This is a genomic window from Reyranella massiliensis 521 (assembly GCF_000312425.1).
Lineage (GTDB): Bacteria > Pseudomonadota > Alphaproteobacteria > Reyranellales > Reyranellaceae > Reyranella > Reyranella massiliensis.
Genome location: NZ_HE997181.1, coordinates 642,815 through 666,181 on the forward strand (window position 1 = coordinate 642,815; position 23,367 = coordinate 666,181).

Annotated in this window: 24 protein-coding genes and 1 pseudogene; 20 read left to right on the forward strand and 5 right to left on the reverse strand. The window is 62.0% G+C overall.

The window, feature by feature from the left end; all coding sequences use genetic code 11:
* Window positions 1–106 precede the first annotated feature (106 nt).
* The 11 genes from BN60_RS03170 (at window position 107) to BN60_RS03220 (ending at window position 11,810) form a co-directional block, all read left to right on the forward strand.
* The gene (locus BN60_RS03170) at window positions 107–2,209 is read left to right on the forward strand and encodes a hydantoinase/oxoprolinase family protein (RefSeq protein ID WP_177324751.1); all 2,103 of its coding nucleotides are present in this window, start codon (window positions 107–109) and stop codon (window positions 2,207–2,209) included.
* Window positions 2,196–4,400 (forward strand): hydantoinase B/oxoprolinase family protein, encoded by a 2,205-nt coding sequence (locus BN60_RS03175; protein ID WP_020694538.1) that lies wholly within the window; start codon window positions 2,196–2,198, stop codon window positions 4,398–4,400. Before BN60_RS03170 ends, BN60_RS03175 begins: the two co-directional genes overlap by 14 nt.
* Window positions 4,373–5,263 (forward strand): fumarylacetoacetate hydrolase family protein, encoded by an 891-nt coding sequence (locus BN60_RS03180; protein ID WP_177324752.1) that lies wholly within the window; start codon window positions 4,373–4,375, stop codon window positions 5,261–5,263. Before BN60_RS03175 ends, BN60_RS03180 begins: the two co-directional genes overlap by 28 nt.
* A 4-nt stretch (window positions 5,264–5,267) precedes the next feature.
* Entirely contained in the window at window positions 5,268–6,026 is a 759-nt protein-coding gene (locus BN60_RS03185) for an SDR family NAD(P)-dependent oxidoreductase (protein ID WP_020694540.1), read from the forward strand.
* An 84-nt stretch (window positions 6,027–6,110) separates the two neighbouring features.
* The gene (locus tag BN60_RS03190) at window positions 6,111–7,370 is read left to right on the forward strand and encodes an ABC transporter substrate-binding protein (RefSeq protein ID WP_020694541.1); all 1,260 of its coding nucleotides are present in this window, start codon (window positions 6,111–6,113) and stop codon (window positions 7,368–7,370) included.
* A 30-nt stretch (window positions 7,371–7,400) separates the two neighbouring features.
* Window positions 7,401–8,267 (forward strand): branched-chain amino acid ABC transporter permease, encoded by an 867-nt coding sequence (locus BN60_RS03195; RefSeq protein WP_020694542.1) that lies wholly within the window; start codon window positions 7,401–7,403, stop codon window positions 8,265–8,267.
* Between the two features lie 3 nt (window positions 8,268–8,270).
* Window positions 8,271–9,275: a branched-chain amino acid ABC transporter permease gene (locus BN60_RS03200; RefSeq protein ID WP_043283595.1), complete on the forward strand. Its 1,005-nt coding sequence runs from the start codon at window positions 8,271–8,273 to the stop codon at window positions 9,273–9,275.
* A complete protein-coding gene (locus tag BN60_RS03205; RefSeq protein WP_020694544.1) occupies window positions 9,275–9,709 on the forward strand; it encodes a DUF3830 family protein in 435 nt (144 codons plus the stop codon). The genes BN60_RS03200 and BN60_RS03205 overlap by 1 nt, the downstream gene beginning before the upstream one ends.
* 2 nt (window positions 9,710–9,711) lie before the next feature.
* Window positions 9,712–10,443, forward strand: coding sequence for an ABC transporter ATP-binding protein (locus BN60_RS03210; RefSeq protein WP_020694545.1), 732 nt, complete (start codon window positions 9,712–9,714; stop codon window positions 10,441–10,443).
* On the forward strand, window positions 10,436–11,161 hold the full coding sequence (locus tag BN60_RS03215) for an ABC transporter ATP-binding protein (RefSeq protein WP_020694546.1): 726 nt from the start codon (window positions 10,436–10,438) through the stop codon (window positions 11,159–11,161). Before BN60_RS03210 ends, BN60_RS03215 begins: the two co-directional genes overlap by 8 nt.
* Before the next feature lie 31 nt (window positions 11,162–11,192).
* Window positions 11,193–11,810 carry a helix-turn-helix domain-containing protein gene (locus tag BN60_RS03220; protein ID WP_148283313.1) on the forward strand — a complete coding sequence of 206 codons (618 nt, stop codon included), beginning with the start codon at window positions 11,193–11,195 and terminating at the stop codon, window positions 11,808–11,810.
* Between the two features lie 134 nt (window positions 11,811–11,944).
* Here BN60_RS03220 and BN60_RS03225 read toward each other — a convergent pair whose 3' ends face one another.
* Window positions 11,945–12,841 (reverse strand): LysR family transcriptional regulator, encoded by an 897-nt coding sequence (locus BN60_RS03225; protein WP_020694548.1) that lies wholly within the window; start codon window positions 12,839–12,841, stop codon window positions 11,945–11,947.
* 122 nt (window positions 12,842–12,963) lie between these two features.
* Here BN60_RS03225 and cnbZ point away from each other — a divergent pair, with 122 nt between their 5' ends.
* The 7 genes from cnbZ to BN60_RS03260 all read left to right on the forward strand — a co-directional run bounded on the left by cnbZ (window position 12,964) and on the right by BN60_RS03260 (window position 19,753).
* Complete coding sequence (cnbZ, locus tag BN60_RS03230; protein ID WP_043283596.1) at window positions 12,964–13,719, forward strand: 2-amino-5-chloromuconate deaminase CnbZ; 756 nt, start codon at window positions 12,964–12,966, stop codon at window positions 13,717–13,719.
* A 17-nt stretch (window positions 13,720–13,736) separates the two neighbouring features.
* Entirely contained in the window at window positions 13,737–14,861 is a 1,125-nt protein-coding gene (locus BN60_RS28535) for a Rid family hydrolase (RefSeq protein WP_020694550.1), read from the forward strand.
* Between the two features lie 528 nt (window positions 14,862–15,389).
* On the forward strand, window positions 15,390–16,676 hold the full coding sequence (locus BN60_RS03240; protein WP_148283314.1) for a hypothetical protein: 1,287 nt from the start codon (window positions 15,390–15,392) through the stop codon (window positions 16,674–16,676).
* Entirely contained in the window at window positions 16,676–17,236 is a 561-nt protein-coding gene (locus tag BN60_RS03245; RefSeq protein WP_020694552.1) for an SCO family protein, read from the forward strand. Before BN60_RS03240 ends, BN60_RS03245 begins: the two co-directional genes overlap by 1 nt.
* Window positions 17,233–18,447: a cytochrome c gene (locus BN60_RS03250; protein WP_148283315.1), complete on the forward strand. Its 1,215-nt coding sequence runs from the start codon at window positions 17,233–17,235 to the stop codon at window positions 18,445–18,447. The genes BN60_RS03245 and BN60_RS03250 overlap by 4 nt, the downstream gene beginning before the upstream one ends.
* A gap of 487 nt (window positions 18,448–18,934) precedes the next feature.
* Window positions 18,935–19,228, forward strand: coding sequence for an SET domain-containing protein (locus tag BN60_RS03255; RefSeq protein ID WP_342626617.1), 294 nt, complete (start codon window positions 18,935–18,937; stop codon window positions 19,226–19,228).
* 345 nt (window positions 19,229–19,573) lie between these two features.
* Window positions 19,574–19,753, forward strand: coding sequence for a hypothetical protein (locus BN60_RS03260; protein WP_020694555.1), 180 nt, complete (start codon window positions 19,574–19,576; stop codon window positions 19,751–19,753).
* 109 nt (window positions 19,754–19,862) lie between these two features.
* Here the strand turns inward: BN60_RS03260 and BN60_RS31385 are convergent, their stop codons facing one another.
* Both BN60_RS31385 and BN60_RS03270 read right to left on the reverse strand, forming a co-directional pair.
* On the reverse strand, window positions 19,863–20,210 hold the full coding sequence (locus BN60_RS31385) for a hypothetical protein (RefSeq protein ID WP_020694556.1): 348 nt from the start codon (window positions 20,208–20,210) through the stop codon (window positions 19,863–19,865).
* 78 nt (window positions 20,211–20,288) lie between these two features.
* A pseudogene (locus BN60_RS03270) lies at window positions 20,289–20,829 on the reverse strand (DUF4142 domain-containing protein).
* A gap of 73 nt (window positions 20,830–20,902) precedes the next feature.
* Here BN60_RS03270 and BN60_RS03275 point away from each other — a divergent pair.
* Both BN60_RS03275 and BN60_RS03280 read left to right on the forward strand, forming a co-directional pair.
* Window positions 20,903–21,505 (forward strand): cysteine hydrolase family protein, encoded by a 603-nt coding sequence (locus BN60_RS03275; RefSeq protein ID WP_051150078.1) that lies wholly within the window; start codon window positions 20,903–20,905, stop codon window positions 21,503–21,505.
* Between the two features lie 412 nt (window positions 21,506–21,917).
* The gene (locus BN60_RS03280) at window positions 21,918–22,244 is read left to right on the forward strand and encodes a hypothetical protein (RefSeq protein ID WP_148283316.1); all 327 of its coding nucleotides are present in this window, start codon (window positions 21,918–21,920) and stop codon (window positions 22,242–22,244) included.
* Between the two features lie 48 nt (window positions 22,245–22,292).
* Here the strand turns inward: BN60_RS03280 and BN60_RS03285 are convergent, their stop codons facing one another.
* Window positions 22,293–22,796: a DUF421 domain-containing protein gene (locus tag BN60_RS03285; RefSeq protein ID WP_020694561.1), complete on the reverse strand. Its 504-nt coding sequence runs from the start codon at window positions 22,794–22,796 to the stop codon at window positions 22,293–22,295.
* Between the two features lie 19 nt (window positions 22,797–22,815).
* Window positions 22,816–23,184, reverse strand: a complete 369-nt coding sequence (locus BN60_RS03290) for a PRC-barrel domain-containing protein (RefSeq protein WP_020694562.1) — start codon at window positions 23,182–23,184, stop codon at window positions 22,816–22,818.
* Between the last annotated feature and the right edge of the window lie 183 nt (window positions 23,185–23,367).

Genomic DNA, 23,367 nt, shown 5'->3' on the forward strand with positions numbered 1-23,367 from the left:
CGATAAACGACTTGCAAGTGTGTTGACGGAGGGTCGGTTTCAGTGTTTCAGTGAAAATACTGAAAATCATGAAAACCAGTCGATCAGGATCCGGAGACAGATCAACGTGTACACGATAGCGGTCGATATCGGCGGAACCTTTACTGACGTCGTAGCGATAGACAATCGCACCGGGCACACCGTCATGGGGAAGTCTCTGACGACGCCCTCCGATTTGCAGCAGGGCGTCCTGAACGGTCTCCAGAACGCTGCGGAAAACCTCAACATCGGGATGCCCGATCTGCTTGGGCGGACAGAGAGAATGGTTCATGCCACGACGCAGTCGAGCAACGCCGTCTTCGCCTTCACCGGTGCGCGGACAGCGGTGCTGACGACGCGTGGCTTCGGTGACACTTTGACCATCATGCGGGCGTCAGGCCGTGTTGCCGGCCTGAGTGTCTTTGAGCGCCATCATTACAGGGCGACCTCGAAGCCGCGGCTGCTCGTCGACGAGCGCGATATCTTCGAGATCGCGGAGCGCGTCGATGCGCATGGTGAGATTGTGACGCCGCTCGACGAGGCTGAGGTGGCTCGCGTGGCGTGTCTCCTGGCGGAGCGGGGATACGAAGCGGTTGCTATTGCTTACCTTTTTTCGCACCAGAACCCGGTTCACGAACGGCGCACCGCAGAGATTATCCGCCGAGTGGCGCCGCGGCTCTACGTCTCTGTCTCGGCCGAGATCGCGCCGGTCATGGGCGAATACGAGCGTAGCGCGACGGCCGTGTTCAATGCCTATGTCGGACCGGTGATCGACAACTATCTCACCCAGTTGGAGCGGACACTCGCCGACGCGGGCCTCAAGCAGAAGTTGCTCATTGTACAGGCCAATGGAGGCCTGGCGACGGTTTCGCAGACTGTGCCCATCTACACGATCGAGTCCGGCCCTGCGGCGGGTGTCGTCGGCGCCGCGCATCTGGCCACGCGCTTGGGGCATGGCAATGTCATTGCGACTGATGTTGGCGGGACGACCTTCAAAGTCGCCGTCATCGAGGGCGGCAACTGGAGCTACAACACGCAGACTGTGCTGAATCAATATCAGCTTCGCCTGCCGATGATCGATGTCGCCTCCATCGGCGCAGGCGGTGGCTCGATTGCCTGGGTGGACGGCGGGCGTTTGCGAATTGGCCCCAAGAGCGCGTCCGCGGATCCGGGCCCTGCTTGCTATGGATTGGGTGGAGTCGATCCGACTGTCACTGATGCTGACGTCGCCTTGGGTTACATCGATCCCGATAGTTTCCTCGGTGGCCGGATGAAGTTGCATCGCGACAAGGCGGTCGAGGCAATCCGCATCAAGATCGCGGAGCCGCTGTTCGGTGGCGACGTGATGGCCGCCGCCGCTGGCATCCGCAAGGTTGTGGACAGCCAGATGGCCGACCTTATCCGAAAGTGCACCCTCGAGCGGGGTTACGACCCGCGCGACTTCGTGATGATGGCCTATGGCGGTGCGGGGCCGGTGCACGCAGCGTCGTATGCCGCCGAAGCTGGCGCGACTAAGCTGCTGGTGCCCTATTTCGCGACGGTGCATTCCGCGTACGGTGCCGCCCTGTCGGATATCCGCTTCAGCCTCCAGTTCTCCGAACCGATCGTGTTGCCGAACGATCCCGCGCGCGTCGAAGCGATCTTCGCGGCCATGGAGGCGAAGGGCGCGGATGCACTGTCCCGTGCGGACGTCCCGGAGAGCAGCCGACGCTACGATCGCTGGGTAGAGGCACGCTATCGCCGACAGGTCCACCAGCTCCGCATTCCAGCGCCATCCCGTGTTGACGACGCTGCCATCGAGCAACTCACTAAGGCTTTCGAGCGTGAGTACGAGCGACTGTTCGGGCCTGGATCGGGGCTTGCGGATGCCGGCGTCGAACTCATCAACTATGGCGTGGATGCGGTCGGTGTCGTGGACAAGGCGCCCTGGAAGGAAGAGGCGACCGGCGGGCCGGCTGTTCCCAAGTCAACGCGTCAGGCCTATTGCGCGCAGCAACAGTCGATGGTCTCCACACCTGTCTACGCCGGGCCTGCGCTTTCGCCGGGCACCGAGATCGACGGACCGGCGATCATCGAGCATCCAGGAACAACGATCGTAGTCCTCTCCGGCCAGAGCGCAACGATCGACGCGTTCCGACACACCCACATCATCATAGGCGACGACAAGGGAGGCCGCAGTGGCCGCCAGTAATTCGCGACTCGACCCCGTCACATTCGAGGTCCTCAATCACCGGCTCCTCAGCATCACCGAGGAGATGGGCATTCAGTACATGAGGTGCTCCGGCTCCAATGTGCTCATTACCGGCAACGATGCCGCGACGGCGATCATGCAGCCCGACGGGGCGCTCGTCTCGGTCGGTCCTTACATCGTCACGCAGGGCAACGTTCTGCCCCTGATCGTGGACAGCACGATGCGCCTGAGCGGCGATGTCGGTATCTATGACGGCGATATTTTCATCTGCAACGACCCCTATCTCGGCGCCATCCATCATCCCGACTTCGCGACCGTCGCGCCGATCTACTGGAAGGACGAGCTAATCGGCTGGATCGGCGCCTCGGGGCATCAGCTCGACACGGGCGGCATGGATCCCGGTGGCTTCTCTATCAAGGCCGCCGACGTTCACCAGGAAGGGCTGCGCATGCCACCCGTGAAGTTGGTGGATCGCGGAGCCATGCGCGAAGATGTGCTGCGCTGGATTCAAAATCAGGTGCGCGATCCGCTCGTCGGTCTCGACGTGAAGGGCCAGGTTGCCGCGCTCAACACCGGCCGCCGGAGGATCCTCGAGCTTGTCGAAAGCTGGGGCGTCGAGACTGTAAAGGAGGTGATGAAGCAGTCCATCGACTACGCCCGCGACAAGCTCAAGAGCAGGCTTCGCGAGCTGCCCGACGGCGTCTGGCGCGATGTGCAATACATCGACCACGATGGTCACGACACTCAGATCTACCAGATCGTCTGTACCATGACGAAGGAGGGCGACGCGCTGACCTTCGACTTCGAAGGAACAAGCCCGAACGCCAAGGGTCTCATCAATTCGACGTACTCGGGCCTGCAGGCCGCCGTCCTGTCGGCCGTGTACATCAACTTGTGCTGGGACATCCCCTGGAACCGCGGCGTTCGCGACTGCCTCGATCTGCGCACGACGGCCGGGACGGTCAACAACTGCGCCTATCCTGCGCCCTGCGCGATGGCGACGATCTCGGCGGTCATCGTCACGATCGACGTGACGTGGCGCTGCCTTTCGCAGATGCTTATGGCCGACGACCGCTATCGTCAGCAGGCGATGGCCGTATGGTCGGGCACGTCGATGGCGCCGATCTTCGCCGGCATTAGCCAGCACGGGTTCCCGTTCGCGGCGACCGAGATGAGCCATTTTGGCGGCGGCGGCGGCGCGCGCACTTACGACGACGGCGTGGACACCGCCGGCATCGTCTTCAACACGACGCCGAACATGCCGAATATCGAGGATCAGGAGTCTGAGTATCCGGTCCTCTATCTCTTCCGTCGCCATCTGCGGGATTCGGGTGGCCCCGGGCGGTTCCGCGGCGGCCGATCGGCGGAGCTCGCTTATACGGCGCATCGGTCGCCCGACAATCGTCTCGAAGGCCTTTTCGCAGGCACGGGCGCCGAGATGCCGAACGCAATCGGAGTGGGCGGAGGCATGCCCGGCGCAGCCATCCGCATCGCCCGCGTCCTCGGCACGGACATCGCGGAGAGGATGAGTACTGGCAAGCCGCTGCCGGACAGGCTGGACGACATCGAGGGAAGCCTCGAGATCCTGCCACCCAAGCACACACGCTCGGCCATGGAGCTCGGCGACGTCTGGTACCACAGCTGGCAAGCCGGCGGTGGCTATGGCGATCCACTGCGTCGTGATCCGGAGCGCGTTGCGATGGACGTGGTGCGCGAAGCCGTGTCGCCTCAGGCTGCGCTCGAAATCTACGGCGTCGTCATGAATGAAGACGGTCTCTACGATCCCAGGGCCACGGAAGCACGAAGGAGCGCGCTGCGACGCGAGCGCCTGCAGCAGTCCGTCGTTCCTTCTCCAGGCGATGCCGCGGTCTCATTCGCAGGTATGGGACGGCGCTCCGTCGCCGAGACACTTGTCATTGACTTCGACAAGGACGCCGTGAGTTGTGGCGAGTGCGGCCATGTTCACTGCCGGCCTCAAGACAACCTGCTGGAGCATCTCCGTGAGGTCAATGCGCCGCTGAATGCGGCGGGACCGGTTCGCGGTGAAGACTACGATCGTGGTCGATTCCGACTACGTCAGCTCTGCTGCAGCGCTTGCGGCGGCTTGGTTGATGTTCAAGTGGCACTGGAAGATGCGCCACGACCGTACTTCCGCATTGACAATTGGCCGGCTGCGGCCGCCTCCAAATAAGGACCGCCATGCTCGTACGTTTCTCTGAAGACAAGTCGTCGCCGCTCCGCACCGGCCTTCTGGTTGGCGATAGCGTGCATGACATCAGTGCTCGGTATCCAACCGTATCGTCCTTCGTCGCGGCGAATCCGGATGGATGGCACAGCGAATCGGTCGATGTGTCAGGACTGGCGACCCACTCGGCGGCGTCGGTTCGTCTCGGGCCTCCCGTCGACGATGGCGCCTCGGTCTACCTGGTTGGAGCGAACTATAAGAAGCATGCCGAGGAAGCCGGTCTCGACGTGCCTGCAACGCCTGTCATCTTCATGAAGCCGACCACCGCTCTGGTCGGCCCGCGGGACTCGATTTGCCTGCCGCCGATATCGCGCGAAATGGACTACGAGGGCGAACTGGCCGTTATGATCGGCCGGCCGGCTCGGCGCGTCACTCGCCAAGATGCACCAAAGCACATCGCCGGCTTGACCGTGGTCAACGACGTCACCGCGCGCGACATGCAGTGGGTGATGCTCGGGAAGAATCGCATCGTGGATTGGCTTTCGAGCAAGGCGCTGGATCGATCGACGCCGATCGGCCCGGGCATCGCGAGCCGGACAGCGGCGCTCGATCCGCACAAGCTGCGGCTGACCACCGACCTCAACGGCCAAAGGATGCAGGATGGCGAGACATCGCTGATGGTGTTCTCGATTTGGGAGCTGATCGAGTTTCTGTCGGCTCGCGTCACGCTGAGGCCTGGCGATATCTTGTCGACCGGCACGCCTGTTGGCGTCGGCGGCTTCCGCAAGATCTTTCTCAAAGCCGGTGATCGGCTGCGCGTCGAAGTGGAGCACGTCGGCGTCCTCGACAATGGCGTGGTTGAGGACTGATCGCATGTCCGATCTCGCTGGCAAGGTCGTCCTCGTCACCGGCGGCACGCGTGGAATCGGTAGCGAGCTCGTGCGGGCTTTCGCCGCGTCCGGAGCGAGCGTCGCCTTCTCCGGTACCTCGAAGGAGTCCGTCGCAGAGGCGACGGTGCGGCTTGGTCGCTCGCTCCATCCTTCGGTGCCGGTGCGCGGCTTCGCGGCCGATCTGGCCGAACCGGATGGCCCAGCGTATCTAGTCGGCCAGGTCGCGGCCGCTTATGGAGGTATCGACGTCCTGGTGTGCAATGCGGGGATTGCCGGCTCCGCCGACCCATGGACGATGGAGGCAGCGGAATGGGACCGCATTCTGGCGGTTAATCTGCGGTCCGCGTTCTTCTGCGCCCGCGAGGCAGCGGCCTCCATGCGCATCAGGGGAGGCGGCAGCATCGTCAACGTGGCGTCCGTTGCCGGCCAGATCGGCGGCGCCGCGACGGGGCCAGCCTACGTTGCTTCCAAAGCCGGAATGATCGGTCTCACCAAGTCTCTGGCTCGGCACATGGCCGATGCGGGTATACGGGTCAACTGTGTGGCCCCCGCCGACATCGATACCGATATGACGGTCAACTGGCCAGATGCACTCCGACAGCGCCTAGTTGCGATGACGCCGCTCGGCCGCTTCGGGCAGGTCAACGAGGTCTCGGGAGCGGTGCTTTTCCTCGCCGGAGACGCCGCTTCGTTTATCACCGGCCAAACGCTCAACGTGAACGGTGGAATCTATATGGGTTGAAAATGTCGGGCTTCACCGGAGCCCGGCTGGCGAGGGCACGCGACTTGCAGTCACTAACGGGAGCCAACTGGAAGAGGTGATGTCATGTCCATTACGCGTCGTCGTTTTCCCCTTGTCGCTGGGGCCGCGCTCGCTTTAGCGGCGAAGCCGGCCCTCGCAGCCAATCCAGTAAGGATCGGCGCTCTCTATCCGCTGTCGGGCCAGGTCGCGAAGTCCGGCGAGGACACGCTGAACGGCATCCGTTTGGCGGTCGACATCATCAACAAGAAATATCCCCACCTGAAGATGCCGCTTGCCGTCGATGAAGGCCTGCCGGGTCTGGGCGGGGCGCCGATAGAGTTGATCGCGGCGGATCATCAGGGATCGCCTGAGACCGGCGCGGCGGAAGCGGAACGTCTCATTGTACAGCGCAAGGTCGCTGCTCTTGTGGGAGCCTTCCACAGTTCCGTAGCCGCGACGTCCAGCCAGGTCGCCGAACGCATGGGGGTCCCCTATCTGTCGGGCGAGTCGGAAGCGACGCCTCTGACGGAACGCGGCTATCGCTGGTTCTTCCGCACCACGCCAAGTTCGCGCACCCAGGCCCGCGACTTCTTCACATTCCTGCGTGACATCAACAAAACGAGCGGAGGCTCGGTGAAATCGATCTCCGTTGTCCATGAAAGCACGCTTTGGGGCCAGGAGTTCGCCAAGTCCGTAGACGCGTACTTCAGTGAGTTCCCGGAGTTTAAGAAGTCCATTGTCGTGGGCTACCAGCAGGGAACGGCCGATGTCACCAGCGAAGTACAACGACTCATCGCGGCTAAGCCGGATGCCGTGTTTCATGCTTCGTACGATGCCGAAGCCATCCTGTTTGCGCGCACCTACAAGCAGTATGGCTTCAATCCGCAGGGCATCATGGCGATCGGAGCCTCCTTCGGCTCGAGCGCATTCCGCGATGCGTTGGGCCCCGATGCCAACTACTTCTTCGTCCGCGAGCACTGGTCGCGCGACCTCGCTGCGCGCAATCCACTCGTCGGCGAGATCGCGAAGATGTATCGCGAGCGCTACGGCAAGGAGATGGACGGCACACCCGCCCGCGCCTTCACCGCGATGATGGTGCTCGCCGATGCAGTCAATCGCGCCAAGTCAGCCGATCCGGAGAAAATCCGGGACGCGCTGGCAGCCACCGACATCAAGGGCGACGCCTTGATCATGCCGTGGGAAGGCGTGAAGTTCGACAAGACCGGCCAGAACGTCCTGACGCGCGGCATCTTCGTGCAAACTCTCGACGGCACGCCGAAGATGGTTTGGCCGGCCGACTTTGCTGCGGCAAAGCTTGTGTGGCCACGTCCAGCGTGGCGCTGAGACCTGGTGTGGGTTGAGGCGGGGGAGCCCATGTCCGAGCAATTGATCTTGCAGCTAGTCGTCAGCGGGCTCGGGATGGGCTTCATCTTCGCATTGATCGCAATTGGGCTTACGTTGATCTACGGCGTGATGGACGTTGTGAATTTTGCTCATGGCGAGTTCATCATGCTCGGCATGTATGCGACGTACCTCGCGTACATCACGTGGGGTGTCGACCCGGTCATCAGCCTGCCGTTCGTCGCGGCGTTGATGTTCTGCTTTGGCCTGGTCGTTTACTACCTGCTCATTCGCCGGGTTCTTACCGGCAACATGCAGTCTCAGATCTTTGCCACCTTTGGACTGATGGTGTTCCTGCAAGCGGGTGCCCAGTTCGTAATGGGCGCCGACTATTTCGCCGTTCGCAACAGCTGGTTGTCGGGCGTGGTCAGGCTTGGAGAGGTCGTGTTGCCGGTGCCTCAGATCGCGGCAGTCGTCGGTGCGTCGATCGCCACGGTCTTGCTCTACATCATAGTGTTCCGAACGTCGGTGGGCCGCCAACTGCGTGCAGCGTCACAGGATTCCCAGGCCGCGTCGACGCTCGGCATCAACGTCTCGCTGATGTACGCCCTTGCCTGGGGTATCGGTGCCGCCTGCGTAGGCGTGGCCGCGTCGCTGCTTTCGAATTTCTACTACATCTTCCCTCGGGTCGGCGCGGTGTTCGTGCTGCTGGCCTATGTGGCCGTGGCCCTCGGTGGCTTTGGCTCGATCCATGGAGCGCTGCTGGCGGGCGTGTTGATCGGGCTGCTGCAGGTCGTGGTCGGGTTCTTCGTGAGTTCGGAGTTGAAGTACGTTCCAGTCTACCTTCTATATCTGGCAGTCGTGCTGGTGCGTCCGCGCGGCCTGTTTGGGCGGAGCTGAGGTGTGAGCCGTTCTCCTTCATCCCGCCGCTTCGGCATCCTCGCGATAATTGGACTCGCTGTGCTCGTGCTGTTGCCGCTTGCCATAGGTGACCGGCCTTTCGAGCTGCGCATGGCGACCTTGGTGTTCCTTTTCGCGACGATGGGCCAAGCGTGGAATGTGATTGGCGGCTACGGTGGCCAGATTTCGATCGGGCATGGTCTCTATTTCGGCCTCGGTGCCTACACCTCTGCGCTTTTGTCTCTTAAGTTCGGCGTGAATCCTTGGCTCGGCATGCCATTGGCGATTCTGCTACCCGCGGTCTGCGCTACGATCGTCGGTGTTCCGTGCTTCAGATTGCGTGGTCACTATTTCGTAATCGCCACTCTTGTCGTGGCAGAGGCGGTTTTTCAGATCTTCACGGTCTGGGACTGGGTCGGTGGCGCCATCGGTATCGAGATTCCGGTGAAGCGCGAAGGGTGGCTGAACTTCCAATTCCATCGCGACAAGACACCGTACTACTACTTGGCGCTCGGCCTGCTCGTGTTTGTAACCGGCGGCATCTGGTGGCTGTCGCAGTCGCGCCTCGGCTTCTTGCTGCGTGCGGTGAGAGACGACGAGGAAGCCCTGCGCAGCCTCGGCTTCTCGCCTCAGCTCTACAAGTCGATCGCCATGGCCCTTAGTGCCGCTATTCTCGGAGCAGCCGGAACGTTCCATGCGCAGTACGTTCTCTTCGTCGATCCATTCAGCGTACTTGGCCTGCACATCTCGGTGCTCATTGCCCTATTTGCTATCTTGGGTGGTGCGGGAACGCTGGTCGGGCCGGTTCTTGGCGCGGCAGTTCTGGTGCCCTTGTCCGAATATTCCAGGATCGCTTTCTCCGGCAGTGGCCGGAATGTGGACCTGCTGATCTACGGATTTCTAATCATGGTCATCGCTGCGTATCAACCCGACGGTCTTGTCGGTTGGTATCGACGGCTTGTCGGTTCCCGGCACCGCAAGGGTGCTCCAGCAAAAGGAGAAACTTGATGCGATTCGAGCTCACTTTCCAGCGAGGCGGCAACCTGCGTATGACGACGTTGGCCGAGGCGCCCAGGACGGCAAGGGCGCTTGTGTCTGAGGGCGCAATTGAGACCACCGCACTTCAGGCGCGCTGGTCGGGCCGTGAATTCGCAATGCCGGTTGCATTCAAAGAAAAGCCGGCCCGCGAGAATCAGAGCATCCGCGCGAATATTGGCGACGTCATTTACTTCCAGGAATGGGGCGATGCATACGATCGTACGGGCTTTGAGAATATAGGCGTTTTCTACGGCCCGGAGATCGTCCGGGAGTGGCGAGGCGACGCTCCGGTGAATGTGTTTGGCCGCATCGATCCTTCTCAGTACGATCTGCTCCGTCAGATCGGTGATCGTGTCTGGCGGCAAGGTGGAGAGGCCGTCACGATTCGACTGATCGAGGACTGAGCGTGGCCGGAGACCTGTCCGTCCGCGGCGTCTCGCGAGCGTTCGGCGGCCTGCAGGCGGTCAAATCCGTCTCGCTGGACATTGCCTCCGGCGAAATACTTGGAATTATTGGGCCAAACGGCGCCGGCAAGTCGACGCTGTTCAACCTTATCGCGGGGCAGGTCAGGCCGGATTCCGGAACGGTCGCCTTTGAAGGACAGAGGATCGACGGCTGGGCAGTCGAGACCATCGCAAGACGAGGATTGGTCAAGACGTTTCAGACTTCGAGGCCGTTTGGCAGCATGACGTTCCTGGAGAACGTCATGGTTGCGGCACTTTCGCACGCATCGGGGATCACGGCGGCCAGGCGGGTTGCCCTCGAGCAACTGGAGACTGTTGGGCTCGCAGGGCGCGCCGATGTGCCGTCGGCGTGGGCTAGTACTGGCCAGCGCAAGAGGCTCGAGATTGCTCGGGCGTTGGCCACACGTCCGCGACTGCTGCTACTCGACGAGCCCTTCGGTGGCGTTGACCTACCCTCTGTGGACTCCTTGATCCAACTATTGCAGCAGGTGAGGACGACGGGTGTCGCCCTGCTCGTGATCGAGCACAATCTCGAAGCAGTGCAGCGTCTGGTCGATCGGTTGATCGCTATGCATCTTGGGGAGGTCATCGCGACCGGGGCACCGGAGCAGGTCACGCGCGACTTGCGCGTGGTTCAGGCATATCTTGGCGCGAGCGAGGCACCGCATGCTTGAAGTGAAAGGGCTCGATGCCGGCTATGGCAGTCATCAGGTCCTATGGAATGTCTCCCTTCGGGTTGCCGATGGCGACATCGTGGCGTTGCTCGGGCCCAATGGTTCGGGCAAGAGCTCATTAATGAACTCGATATCAAGACTGGTTGATCGGTTTGCCGGCACCATCGTCTTCGATGGCGTGGCGCTTCATGAGCTGCCAGCCTATCGGCTACCCCGGACAGGCTTGTCTCACGTTCTCGAACGCCATCGGCTGTTTCCGCAGATGACCGTCCTGGAGAATCTACAGCTCGGGGCAGGGCCGGGTGCGCCGCGAGCCAAGATCGCGCGGGGCCTGGAGAAGGCCTATGGCCTGTTCCCGCGGCTACGTGAGCGGGGCCGGCAGATGGCCGGCTCGATGTCTGGCGGCGAACAGCAGATGTGTGCAATTGCCCGCGGCCTGATGAGTGAGCCGCGGCTTCTACTGGTGGACGAGCCCTTCATAGGCTTGTCACCTCACATGCGCGAAGAGGTAGAAGCGGCGCTCCATCGTATCAATTCGGAGGGCGTGGCGATCCTGCTGATCGAACAGAACGTTGCCGTCTCGCTCGCTATGAGTCATCGGGCCTATATCCTGAGGGACGGACGGGTGGTACTGGAGGGAATGTCGTCCGAGCTCGCCGTCGGAGATGCGGTTCAGCAGGCCTTCCTAGGGCGGCTGGACTTGTCCAAGCCAGCCTAGGGGACTCCCTTTCGGAGCGAGAGAAGACAACGTGCGCAAGGCAACTGGGAAGAAGCGCGATCAGCCGGAGGCATCTGCGCCTGTTGAGGTCGGCGTTGGTAGCCTTGGCAGCATCATCCGAAAAGCTCGGCTGGGCAGAAAGATGGTCCTGCAAGAGCTCGCGGACAAGGCAGATCTCTCGATCAGTTTCCTGAGCCAGGTCGAGCGAAATCTGCTCACGCCTTCAGTGAGTGCCCTGAAGCGGATTGCGGATGTTCTCGACATACCGGCTGGCTCACTGATGTTCGGCGCTGAGTCTCGTAAGGGCGGCGTCGGCATCGGCCTCGTACGCCGTGGCAGTCGAAAGCGCGTTGTGTTTCCAGATTCGCAGATAGAATACGAGATGCTTACGCCGGACCTACGGCGTCGCATGTCGGCGCTGTGGTTGAAGGCGCCGCCGCGCTCCGAGAGCGGGCCCGTCTTCTCTCACGACGGTGAGGATGCGGTTATCGTGCTGCGGGGCAGGCTGAAGATCGAGATCGGCGGAGTGTGGTACGAACTCGCCAAGGGCGATAGCCTCTACTTCAACAGCGAGCTGCCCCATCGCTGGCGCAATGATTCAGATAGCATTGCCGAGGTCGTGTGGGTGTCGACGCCGCCTTCGTTCTAGAGCCTGTTTCTGAGTGGTTGAATCAGGGGGAGGTTTCCCCTGGGTCGGGGCGCAAGAATGCGCCAACTATTTCAGAAGCAGGATACGCTTCAACATTGCTTCAAACATACCTTAGACATACTCGCCGCGCACTTTTAGCGAAGCGTCGGAAGAGTTGCCTCCAAGTGATGCAGGAAACCCACCGCGGCGGTTGGTAGGGTGCGATCCTTTAGGACGCAGACGTCAACCGTCGCTTGCTGAAGGTCGCGGTCTATCATTGGGACCGCGACAACCAGTCCGGCCTCGAGCTCGCGCTTGACGGTCAGCCGGGGCAGGTAGGTGATGCCACAGCCTGATCGAGCGAAGCCGCGTAAAGCCTCGATCGAGTTGGTCTCTAAAGTCGGCTTCATGGTGAGCTGCGCGGTACGGCAGCGCGTGTCTAGCAGAGTGCGGATTCCGAAGTGCTTACGCGGGATTGCGATGGGATAGACGAGCGTGTCCGCCAGTGCCACTTTGCGCCTTTTCGCCAAGGGGTAGTCGGCGGCCATAATAGCGAAGAGTGGATCCCGCAATCGCAGCGTACGGTGAATGTCGGACTCCGGGTTGGAGGTGAAGGCTACTCCTATGTCGGCGTCGCCATTGCGTACAGCGGTAATCACCGACTCGGTACCGGTGATGTCGAGGCTGATGCTCACGCCTTCGAAGCGCTTGCGGAAAGTGGCGATGGCATGCGTTAGGCCATTGGCCACGACACCTTCCACTGAACAGATTCCCACGTGTCCGCGCCGCAGGCCTTTGAGGTCATCAATTTCTGAGTATATCCGCTCTTCGTCGAGCAGCGCCGTGCGAGCATAGCGGGCGTAGAGTTCGCCCGCAGAAGTGGGAACGACCCCGCGAGCGTGACGTTCGAAAAGCGGTACGCCAAATTCGGTTTCGAGGTTCCGCATCTGTCGACTAACCGCTGACGGCGCGACATGGAGGCGTTCGGCGGCTTCGCGGATCGAGCCGGTACGCACGACTTCACTGAAATAGCGTAAGGTGGTGAGGGACATTAAACGGCGTCCTACTGTTCGAAGAACTAGAACGCTACGTTTCAATTTACATTCTTGCAACAACGCATGGGTCGGTCCATGTCTCCCTGCGAACGCGCGTCTGCTTGTGAGGGTTGGTTGCAATGTCCGATATTTTAGCGATGGAAAGCGGCGGCTACAGGTTCATCAAGGGCGTGTTTCAGTACTCGGGAGGAGTCGCTGCTCTCCCGGGATTTGAGATCGAACGGGTGCGTTTCCCAGCCCCGACGGCTCTGGCAGACGGTTTCGCCGCGATCGAGGCACATCTCCGTGCTGCTGGTCGCCCGGCCTCGGCACTATGCGCCTGCGAACTGAGGTCGCCGGAACCGTTCACTGAAACGGGGTTCGAGGCCTTCAATCGAGTGTATGCCGGAACGCTTGAGCGTTGGGGCATCCTGCGAGATGGCATCAATCCGATCGCCCGCACGAATGTCTGTCCTGAAGTCGACAAGCCGGCAGGCCCTAGTTTTTACGCGTTTTCTTATACTCTGCCGGCCGCTGGATCTGCGGGTGGGACTTTCATCGCTTCCGGTAGTGGCGAGGCACCAGAGGGAAACGGCAGCTACCGCGAGAATGCCATTTGCCTTGGCGACACCAGCCCACAGGGGTTACGCGAGAAGGCGCGATGGGTGCTGGGAGAAATGGAACGGCGTATGAAGGCGCTCGGCTTCGACTGGTCGAATGCGACCGGGACGCATCTGTACACTGTGTACGATGTGCATTCCTTCCTCGAGGATGAGATCGTCCGCCGGGGAGCCATGCGTGCCGGTCTTGGTTGGCACTTCGCGCGTCCACCCGTTCGGGATCTCGACTTCGAGATGGACGTACGCGGTGTACGACGCGAGCGCGTGTTGGCGTAGTCGGTCGGGAAAAGTCCATGGGCAAACAGGTCATCTATACCGACCGCGTGATGAAGCCCATCGCGCATTTTTCCCACGCGGCGCGTGTGGGCAACCTGATTCACGTGGGTGCCACGGCCGGAACTGATGCTCAACGTCGGCTGGAGGGCACTTCATTAGGCTTGGTCGACGTCGCCGCGCAGACCCGCAAGATGTTTGAGAATGTTGGGATTGTTCTTGGACTTCTCGGGGCACGACTTGAACACACGGTGCGCGTGAAGACCTACATTGCCGACATTAGGGACCAGCAGCGCTATCGCGAGCTTTATGCGGAAGTGTTCGGCCTGACGGCGCCGGACCATATCGTGGTTGGTTCCGCTGGTTTTCCACTGCCGCAGGCGGCGATCGAACTCGATCTCGTAGCAGTTGTTGACGCGCCGATCGTACGAATGCCGGGTGTCGGCGTCAGAGCCGATGGGCGCTTCTATTGTTCAACCGCCGGGGCTCCGGACCGAGGCGACTTTGCTGCCCAGGCCACTGTCGCCTTACGCAGTATTTGCGATGGCGTCGAGCAGGGGGGCTTCTCTCGGTCTGACGTTGTCTACTTACATGTCACGTTAGCCGACAGCCGAGACGCTCCCGCTTTTGGCGCGGCCCTCGCGAGGACCTTCCCTACCGAGCCGCCGGCCTGCACGTTGGTGACGGCATCCCCGTCCGATCCATGCTCGTTGCTGCAGATTGAGGCGATCGCCGCCGCCGGAGGTGGCCGCCGTCTCGCGGGGCCAAAGGGGGCAGCCGGTATTGGCGCCGCCGCCGTCCTGGCAGGAGACGATCTCTATATTGGAGGACAAGTCGGCGAAGGTGAGTACGGTCAGCTCGTAACAGGAGGCGAAGCGCAGACCAGGGCGGCATGGGAACGCATACGCGCGATCCTCGACGAGGCTGGTATGGATGCTCGGTCCATAGTGCGGACCAACAATGTGCTGACGGACTGGCGTCTTTACGCGGATTTCAATGCCGGTTATGGCGCCAATGTTTCGGATCCATATCCTCCGCGTGCAACCGTGCTCGGCGGGTTGCCTAGGTATCGGGCATTGGTGCAGATCGAAGCTGTTGCGCACCGTCTTGGATCGGAAGCAGTGATCGTCCAAGTGCCTGATTAAGGAATGTGAACGCGAGAAGACTACGTGCTCTCGAGAAGTTCTACAGTTCGAGTGGAATACAAAGAACGAACGCTCCGCCACCAATCGGAGCTTCATGCCTGCCCGGCGGTAACGATCGGCGAAGCAGATCGTCGTAGCACTGCGACGTTTCCTTTAGTCCTCGTAGTCCTCGCGCATCGGTTTGCGATGTCACTAGATCGGTCGAGCAATTCCAGAGGGTCCGAGAGGAGATCAGATGGCGGCTCCACCTACCGAGTTGCCGTGACCAACTGAGCAGCCCCATGACTATAAACAAACCCCGAATGGAGCAGCTGTAGCGGATCGCTTGGGGCATGCTTCACGGCGTACTTGGTGGCGAAGCTTTCATGTCGCCTACCCAGCTCGGCACTGAGCCGCCCGAACACGACGAAGAACCTGTTCGAGCTTCAAGCCTTATGGCCGACGTAGTCGACAAAGAACGTCGTGCTTCGGATGTCGCCGGCCTGACGGCGCAGCTTTGCCGCTTCGATGCGTTGTCGTAGCTCGGGGATGACCGACCAGGGGATGGTGACCGGCGCATCGGTCGCCGCAGGATTCGATCGGCCGCACCTCCTCGCCACCCTAAGAGGCAATCTCGTGGTTGCTGACCGTCGCGATGGTGGCCGACTGGTAGAGGTCGATCCTGCCGGGATAGTTCGTGCCCAAACGGCGACGGGATCGCAGGTGCGGACGCTGGCTAAGCCGGCCGACGGTACGCTGCTCGCTGTGCTGGCGGATGGTTCGGCGGTCCTGCTCGGACCGGGAGAGAAGACAACAAAGCGCTTCGCTCCCGGCAGCTTCACGGGGAGTGTTGCTGCGGGGGGCGGGCTGATCGTTGCGGCGATGGCGGACCGTGGGCTGATGGTCCGCTGGCAGGATGATCCGGACCGCGCAGTGCCGTTGCCGCTGGACTTTGCTGCCGATCGCCTCTTTGTCCGCGACGATGGCCGCTATGCCGTCGCCTGGTCGACCGCGGCACCGAAGGCCGTGGTCGTCGATCTTGCGAGGGCGCGTGTTGTTGCGGCGCCCGCCGTGCCGGATATCGTGCACGAAGTCGCGAGTGCCGGCGCCGCACTGTTTATGACGCATGGATCGGTGCCCGTGGTGACGGTCGTGGATCTCGCACCGCTCGCCGCCGAGGCTTCGCCTGTCGAACGGCGCGTCCGGCTGCCGCTGCCCGACAGGCCGGTAACGGGGCTGCCAAACGCCGGGCGCCTGGTGGCGATGCCCGCGACTGCCAGTGTGCTTGCCGTCCGGCCCGGTTCCAATGTCGCCTTCGCTGTCGCCGCGGGCGGCGGGCTCAGCGATGCGCCGATGTCGGCTGTGACCATCCGCGGCGACCTGCCAAAGATGATCGCGCGTTTCGACCGTCGCGTCGCCGAAACCGCACCTGGCCGGTTCGAGGCGCCGCTGCGGCTGGCACGCGGCGGGACCTATGAAATCGTGACCACCACGGGCGTCGGCGGCACGACGGCCTGTGCCAGCTTCCGCGTCGACGGGCCGGGGGTGGATGAAAAGCCGCCGGCGGCGCTGCGGGTGCTGGCCGAGCCACCTCGTGCAGCGGAGCCGGGCAAGCTCGTGTTGGCGCTGGAGAACCGGCCGGACTGGCTGGCCGATGGGCCGCTGGTGATGAGGATCGACGATCTCGCCTTCGGTTGGTCGCAGCGTTTCCGGGTATCCGTCCGCAAGGATGCACCGATCGAGCTCGACGTCGTTTTTCCACGGCAGGGGCGATATGCCGTATCGGTCGAAAGCAGCAGCGGACGCATCATCCCTCTGACGGTGGATATCGATTGATGAAGAGTCTCGTCGGCGTCATCGGCTTTGCGCTGTTCGTCCTGTCGGGGGCCACGGCCGGCGCGCAGGATCTCAAGATGGAGCAGCAGCCGCGGGTGGCGCGGGTACTCGACCGACCGCTGCTCACCAGCAAAGGCCAGCGCGTGCGCTTCCTGGCCGATATCGTGGCGCCCCAGCCTGTGCTCTTGTCCTTCACGTTCACAGGCTGCGTGCAGATTTGTCCTCCGAGCGATATCGCAATGGATATGCTCGCCGAGCGTCTGGCCGAGGCCGGCCGAAAAGACATCAGGCTGGTGACGCTCACCCTCGATCCCTTGACCGATACACCGCAGGTACTGCATCGCAAGCGTGCCGAAGCGATGCATGCCGACCGGCTCTTCCTCACTGGTCGGCCGAGCGATGTCTGGGCAGTGCTTGACGGGCTCGGTGTCCAGCCTGGACCGAACCAGGACCACGAGATCCAGTTCCTGCTGGTCGATACCGGCGGGCGCAAGGTGACGGTGTTCCTCGGCTTGCCCGATCCGGAGGCGCTGTTCGGCGCGGTGTCGGCGGCGCGATGAGGAGACAGCTGGCGGTGATCGTCGCGGCGATCGCGGTGTCGACCGCGACGTCGCCGCGCGCCGAGGAGCAGGGGCAGGCGCTCTACTTCGGGCGCGCCACCGATCTGTCGCCGGCCCGGATCGGCAAGATCGAGCAGCGTGGTCTCACCTGCGCCGGCTGTCATGGTCGCGATGCCCGCGGTGGCGGCGAGGGGCGCTCGCGCATTCCGGCGATCCACGGTGCAGCCCTGGGTACGACGACCGCGGAACGGCCGGCCTACGATGCCGCACGCTTCCATCGTGCGCTCGTTGAGGGCCACGACAGCGGCGGCCGGACAATGTCAATCGCCATGCCGCGCTTCGCCGTGTCCGCGGTGCAGGCCGAAGCGCTCTGGCGCTTCCTAGCGACCGTTAGCGATCGCGAACGCACTGGTGTGTCGGCTAATCGCATACGGATCGGCGTCGCCACAACGGCCGGTGATGGGCAGGCGGCCCAGCGGAACCTCGACAGCTTGTCGGCGGCCTGGAAGGCGCGCGGCCGGCCGGCCATCCATGGCCGCGAAGTCGACTTCGTTGCGGTGGCAGTGGACTCCCTGTCGCCAGCCTCGAGTGATGCCACGTTGCAGCCCTTCTTGTTGGTAGCGCCGATGCTCGATCGCGATGGCAAAACGACTAGCCGGCTGCAGCAGGCAGGCCTGCCGGTGCTGGCGCCGTACGGCGCCCTCCCGGCTGACGGGATGCCGGCCGAGATCGTCTCACTGCGCGCCGGGGACAGGGAGGTCACTGCCGCTCTGCTGGCGCTGGCCGGACCGCGGACGTCGATCGTCGCCGATGCGCCATTGCAAGGAGGGCAGATCGAGGCGCTGTCTGTCCTGACGCCCGGCGTACCGCTGCCGGCCGAGACGCAGCGGATCGTCTTGTTGCTCGGGGAGGCGGGGCTCCATTCGTTTGCTGCCGTGCACCGTTCACATCTCGCGGGACGTACGCTCGTTCTGCCGCTGTCGATGGTCGAAGCTCAGCCGACGCTGGTTGGTGATCTGCTGGCTGTCGCGGCCGATGTCATTGCGGCACGTCCGGTTGGCGACCCGCTGGATATGCGGGTGACGGCTGCTGCTCTGGAGGCGGCTTTGATCGCAGCCGGCCGCGACCTTACGCGTACCACCATGCTCGAAGCTCTACGCGCGAGACGGCAACAATCCGCCGGGGTCGAGTTCGTCCGCGTGCAGCGCTAGGAAGGTACGCTGGGCCAACGGTCTGAGAACGGCCTGTTAGAGCGTCTCTGAATGCTCGTGCTTGTGTGATTCGAGGTTGACCATTAGAAGTGCCTCGATGAGATCCAGGCAGGAAGCAGTGTCTAGAGTGCTTTTGATCGACCACAGAATGATCGGGTATTGCAAACGCGCCACCTGCGCGCGGCTGTACGGTAAGAAGTAGGCTCATTTCGACTACTTAGAATTCTAGAAGCCGCTTCTCCAAAGTGAATCCCATGTCTGCATTTGAGGACGACAGCAACGGACTCCTGTCCGAGATCGAGCGCGTGTGCGCAGGCTCCAACATGAAGATGCACGTCAATGTGCAATGTCTGGCGGAGCGAACTCGCGCGTTGAGAGGGCGGACCAGCAAGTGAAGCGTGTTGCCATCCCTCTTACTGTCCGACCATATCAGGTTACCGCGATACCAGGTCGTGGCCTAGGGCTCACCGCTTGCTCGACCATTGATATGCGCACCAAGATCGATGACTGCTTCACTTGGGAGCTGCCTAAGCGGGACATCAAGCATGTCACCGAGACGGTCCTGAACGGCAACTACTTTGACCATCCTCTCTGCTCTCAACGCGGCCTTGTCGCTATCGGTCACATCTCCCTGATCAATCACGATCCCGAGCCGAACTGTGAGTGGCGGATGGTTCAGGTCCACGACCGCTGGATGGTCGAGGTATGGTCTATTCGTCGCCTCGCTAGAGGCGAGGAGCTAACCTTCGACTACGGCTACGACCCCACCGCGAAAGGGTGAACAAGAATGGGGCTTGTCGCTGAGGAGCGCTCCGCGACTTGGGATATCGGCCTCGCTCGATCGGGGGATCGCGCATCCGTCGTTGTTGGACAAGACGACGACCGGCTTGCCGGGCGAGTCCGGCCGAAAGACGTGGTCGTACGCAACATAGAAGTTGTTGCAGCACCTACGGTAGAGATCGTCGAATGCCTGCAATGCTTATTGTGATGTTCCAGTTGCAACCTCGTCACCAGGGGCACGTAATTCTTGCATCGCCAGCTCGTTTCCTGAGCGTCGGCGGCTGAGAGACAGCGGCACGGCTCAACTGTCCGCGCTCCCGCTCACATTGTAGCGATGGAGAGCGTGATGAAATCTGCCTTTGAGTGCTTTCACGAAGCTGCCCAGTGCGAACAACTGGTGCGCGTCGCAACGTCCGATGACGAACGGGTGAACTTGCTTGCCAAGGCAAAGCAGTGGCGGACTTTGGCCGAGGAGGCTCAGAAAAGAGACTCCCGTGAGGTCCAGGCTCTTCGTGAGCTGTCGTAAAGTGGAGCTGGCCCGGGTGGGTTTCGAACCGACGCCGGCGATTGGGCTGTGATCCGCCCTTCCTGAGGCCTGAAGTCGAGAGCGTGCGGCGGGGCTGGTAAGCTCATTTCTATTTGCGAGCTGCCACCGAAGGCAGTGACTGGTCCCCTTTCTTCACAAGTGACGGCTCGATGAATGACACCGGATCGCTGCCGGGAAAGCTGTCGATAAGCGCATTGTCTAACCTCTCCTCCAGTTTCTCGATCGCTGAGGCCGAGGGCTTGGGCTTTCCTTCATCGCGCAGAGCCAGCCGATCGGCCATTTTCTGATGTGCCTGAAAATCTTGCTCGATCATTCTCAGGTCGGAGTGATCTCGTTCGGAAGCGTCGGGCCTTGCGGCGACTTCCTGTGCGCTCAGCAGATTCTCAGTCTTGTCCTGTAGCTCCTCATGGACCCGTTGATACGTTCCCATTTTCATTCTCTTCAATCGCCGCCGTCGAGACAACGGCGGCGATGCGGGGGAGTTGCTCGATGCCAAGTCGGCAACATCTATGGGTTACTTTGGCAGTTCTTCTGCCATCTTCAGGTGCATTTGAAGGTGCGGCAGAGTCTTGCCGGCAAAAGCCTTAAGGTCGGCATTGTCGCCTTCCTTGCTGTACCGCTCGAAGAGCGAGACAGCGTCTTTGTGCGCGGAAACCTGGAAAGCCCCATACTCTTTCGTGAATTCGTTGCCGCTCAGCTTGGCAAGCTTGTCGAGCTGTTCCTTGTGCGGGCGATCGAGGTTGGTCGGTAAGGTGGCCTTAACCATTCCGCCATCCACCAGCGCCTTGAGTGCGGTCGAGGCCTCGGTGTGGTCCTTGATCATCTTTTCAGCAAACTGCTTGGTCTTAGGGTTGTCGGACTTCGCGATAGCAAGTTTGCTGGTTTCGATCTCCAGCTTGTCACTTTGCGCGGCAAGCGTGACAAAGTCTTGGGTCTTGGGTCTTGGGCGCGATACCGAAAGCAGAGTTCATGCCGGCCTTTTCCGGTATGGACTGGGCGGACACGGCGATGCCGGCCAAGATCAAGGAGGATGCCAGCAGGGCGGTCTGCATCATATTCATAGTCTAGCTCCGTTGCGGTCGCTGGTGCGTCGCCGGTCGCCCCCCTGGCGCCCTCGATTACGTACCCATGGGCCAACGCACACGAGCTTTCCCCCTTGATGGGACCACCCGGCATCTCTGTATCGATATGCAACGACTGTTCGCTGAAGCGACGCCTTGGCAGGTGCCTTGGCTTCCCCGGGTGCTGCCGTGTGTGCACGAGATCGCTAGCCGTCATGCGTCCAGTACGATCTTCACGAGGTTCATCCCGCCCCGGTCGGCAGGTGAGGCCGTCGGCGCCTGGCGCGACTACTACGAAGCGTGGCCCGACCTAACGCGCCGAGCGCTGGCGCCGGAACTGCTGGAGCTGGTGTCGCCACTGAGAGCGCTCGTCCCCCCGGCCTACCAACTAGACAAGTCGGCCAATTCGGCGTTCAGCCATCCGGGGCTGGCGGACGCGTTGCATCGCCGGGGCGTCACGACGCTGGTCGTCACGGGGGGAGAGACCGACATCTGCGTGCTGGCGACGGTCATGGCGGCGGTGGATTATGGTTTCCGCGTGGTGCTGCCGACCGATGCGCTGTGCAGCGCGAGCGATGCCACGCATGACGCCCTGCTGAAACTGTACCGTGAGCGCTTCAGCCAGCAGATCGTGGCGACGACGACCGAAGATGTCCTGCGACGCTGGTGATGCGTCCGGGGGCAAGGTCGGCCCAAAGTGCCGCAAAAATCTCCGTTGCGGCGGAAACGATCGATGCAACGCTTCTTCACAGGTCGGCCGGCGTTTTCCCGAGTGGGAGGTCCGTTCCGCATTGAGCCCGACGGCACCTGCTTAGGTGTCGATTGCTTAGGTGTCGATGGAATGGCGCCGTCCGACGAACAGCGCTGTAGCTTGTGATCGCTGCTTGAGACCGTCGATCCCGGAGTAAGGGACATCATGTGCCGGGTCGGTGTCCTGCCATAGCTCTCTCGCCGGTCTGGGTTACAGTGCCCGATGGCTGTCTGGCGATCTGGGAACGATTGCCGGATCAGGCCGTTGGTCGGCCATGCCGAGAACGAATTGGAACACTTTCCTGGACGAGCATCGCAGTGTCCATATTGTCGTGGCCGACGTGGGCGAAGCTGACCGGCCGCGCTTGAAAGAGGATTGCGATCTGCTGCAGGATCTTGTCGACAAGCTCGAACCTAGCGGTGCCTTTGCAGTCGCTGCCGGTCGGAGCGGCGACACCATCGAAATCAGTTGCGGCTTTTCCCGGCGTGCCGACGCCGATCGGCTGGCTGATGCCGTCCGGGCGAAAACCGTCTCCCGATGGCTGGGCTGGGCAAGCCAGCGTGTGTTCAGTCTGGACGAGCCGATGCGCCTGGCGATCGCGGCGGCGCTCGCCAACCAGGGCGAGATCGACGCACGGACGGCGGCGGCGCGTCGATGATGCCTGCTGGCACACCGAGCGTTTGCCTAGCAGGTGGATTCGTTTGCGCTAGTCGCGTTTGTGCTTGATGATGCTGATGGAGCCGTCGGCTTCCAGGTAGGCCGCTTTCACCTCGCTGCAGTCCTCAAGGCCCTGTTCGCGGATCTGGGCCATCAGCTCCTCCTTGGTAACGAATTCCCTTCGCATGTTCCTGCGCAGCAGGCGTCCCTTGTCGATTAGCTTTAGTTTGGGATCGCGGATCAGGCGTTGGAAGCCTGGGTAGCGGAACTGCAGCCACTCGATGAGGTAGCTCCAGAAGAAGATCGTGGCGACCAGCAGCAGGCCCTCGACGACCGACTGTTCGGCGGGCGCTATGCTGTTTCCCGCCACTTCGGCGATCAGCACGACGACCAGGACATCGGCCGTCCCGATGCCGCCGACCTGGCGGCGCAAGACCAGCCTGAGCATCGCCAGGATGCCCAGGTACATGATCGTTCCACGAATGACCGGCTCGACCAGCGAGTTCTGCGGGACGAAGATCGCCCTCCAGTCGATCTCAGCCAGGCCGTCCAAAAGCAGCCTCCTGCACTGCCTACCAGTAAGTCGGGACCCGATAGTAGCTGTCGACGCTGCGCCCGTAGTCGGGGGTCCAGCTGAAGTCCTCGTTCATCCCGTAGGTGGGCGCCTTCTCGAGCATCTGCTTGTCGAGATTGACCACATAGCCGCCCTTGGCCTCGTCGTACCTCAAGGTGGACCATGGGAGCGGATGATACTTCTCGCCGATGCCGAGGAAACCGCCGAAGGACATGATGGCGTAGATTGCCTTGCCGCTGACCTTGTCGATCATGATGTCGTCGACCGTGCCGAGCTTGTCGCCCTGATGGTTGTAGACATTCGTCCCTTCGACCTTCTCGGCGGCAATCAGCGTGCCAGACGTGATCTTGGTCATATCGTCAGTCATAGCTCTGCTCCTTGGGTTCGATGGCCGCTGCCTGTCGGCGGTGCGGAACGACTCTCGAACGCCATGGCTGCAGGAGCGTTGCTCCGTCCGCGCGATTGTGATCCTCGCCACCCTCCAAGAAGCGCCTTTCCGCGGCGTCCCACAGGCTGAGGCTATGCGCGAAAGTCCGCCCTTGGTGTCCTG